At 52.9% G+C, this 1,812-nt stretch carries 2 protein-coding genes and 2 pseudogenes; all 4 read left to right on the forward strand.

Annotated elements, in window-relative coordinates; genetic code table 11:
- Positions 1 to 49: 49 nt before the first annotated feature.
- Positions 50 to 592, forward strand: a pseudogene (locus tag HMPREF9538_RS21350) (ISL3-like element ISKpn25 family transposase); the annotation flags it as partial.
- A gap of 152 nt (positions 593 to 744) precedes the next feature.
- Positions 745 to 1,149, forward strand: a complete 405-nt coding sequence (gene tnpA / locus HMPREF9538_RS21345) for an IS66-like element accessory protein TnpA (RefSeq protein WP_000839182.1) — start codon at positions 745 to 747, stop codon at positions 1,147 to 1,149.
- Entirely contained in the window at positions 1,146 to 1,493 is a 348-nt protein-coding gene (gene tnpB / locus HMPREF9538_RS21340; RefSeq protein ID WP_000612626.1) for an IS66 family insertion sequence element accessory protein TnpB, read from the forward strand. Before tnpA ends, tnpB begins: the two co-directional genes overlap by 4 nt.
- 48 nt (positions 1,494 to 1,541) lie before the next feature.
- Positions 1,542 to 1,812 (forward strand): annotated as a pseudogene (locus HMPREF9538_RS30965) (IS66 family transposase); the annotation flags it as partial.

The following is a 1,812-nucleotide window of genomic DNA, read 5'->3' on the forward strand; positions in this document are numbered from 1 at the left end:
CGGGCATTATCTGAACATAAAACACTATCAGTAAGTTGGGGTCATTACCCAGGCACAGTTAAGCAAAGAAGATCGCATTTACGTCAAAAAGTCCATTCGCTGGCTTACCCTGAAGCGACCCGGCAACCTGACGCCCGCAGAGCAAAAGGCGCTGGAGGTTGTAAAGCAGGCGATCCCAGCACTTGCCATGGCCTATGACTTCAAGGAAGCCTTCTTCTGCATCTACGACGAACCCGACAAGCAGAGTGCTCAGAACGCCTTTGAGGCTTGGAAGAACAGCCTGCCGCCTTATGGCATGGAGCCTTTCAAAAAACTGGTAAAAACGGTACACAACCATTACGACGACATCTTTGCCTACTGGGATGCGCCGTTCTCACTCACCAATGGCTATACCGAAGGGCTCAACGGTTTGATCAAGATGTCCAACCGGTTAGGTCGGGGTTATAGCTATGAGATCATCCGTGCAAAGACGTTGTACTCCAAAGAAGCCCGCAAGGTTGGCAGTGGTATTCGAGCAGGACGAGGCAAGGTCGAGTATGGACCGCACATTCCGACATTGTTGAAGCAGGCAGAAGGTGGAGAGTTGGATTAACGCGAGAGAGGGCGCGTCTGAGAATCCAACCAATGTTAGATTTTCGCAGGGTGGTGAAAAACAGAAAAATCGTAAGCGTCGTCTCAGCACCGTCTGGCAGATCCTGATATTCCTGAGAGGATAGTGGACACCAAATATGGTGGACGCTATCCATGAAATCATTAACCGCAGTGCGTAAAAAAAGCCCTAATTATCCCGTTGAGTTCAAAATCAAAATGGTTGAACTCTCGCATCGACCAGAGATCTCCGTAGCGCAACTCGCTCGTGAGCATGGGATCAACGATAATTTGCTGTTCAAGTGGCGCCAGTACTGGCGCGAAGGAAAACTACGTCCTCCTTCAACAACAGAAAACAACGTGCCTGAGCTGCTCCCGATAACACTTGATACCGAAGATGTTGTCCCTGCAACCTCCCCCCGGTCACAACCTGTAGCTGCTGCGGCACCTGAATCACTCAATATCAGCTGTGAAGTGACGTTCCGGCACGGATCACTCCGTCTGAATGGTGCCATCAGCGAAAATATCCTGAACCTGCTGATACGGGAGCTCAAACGTTGATCCCATTACCATCAGGGACAAAGATCTGGCTGGTCGCTGGCATCACCGATATGAGAAACGGCTTCAACGGCCTGGCGGCAAAGGTGCAGACGACGCTGAAAGACGATCCGATGTCAGGTCACGTTTTTATCTTCCGTGGGCGTAATGGCAGTCAGGTAAAGCTCCTCTGGTCTACCGGCGATGGACTGTGTCTGCTGACCAAACGGCTGGAGCGCGGCCGCTTCGCCTGGCCGTCAGCCCGGGATGGCAAAGTGTTCCTCACACCGGCACAGCTGGCGATGCTCCTTGAAGGTATCGACTGGCGGCAGCCTAAAAGACTGCTTACGTCACTGACTATGTTGTAGGCCTCTTTATCCTGGTCGACGCTGAATGAGCCTGGTAATATACCCGGTATGAACAGCTTACTTCCTGACGATATCGATGAACTGAAACGTCTCCTTGCCGAACAGGAGGCGCTGAACCGTGCCCTTCTGGAAAAGCTGAACGAGCGTGAACGCGAAATAGATCACCTGCAGGCGCAACTGGATAAGCTGCGCCGGATGAACTTCGGCAGCCGCTCCGAAAAAGTCTCCCGCCGTATCGCGCAGATGGAAGCCGACCTTAAGCAGTTGCAGAAAGAAAGCGATACCCTTACCCCCGCGCGGGGGGGGGGGGGGGGGCGGC

Source organism: Klebsiella sp. MS 92-3 (assembly GCF_000195655.1).
Lineage (GTDB): Bacteria > Pseudomonadota > Gammaproteobacteria > Enterobacterales > Enterobacteriaceae > Klebsiella > Klebsiella pneumoniae.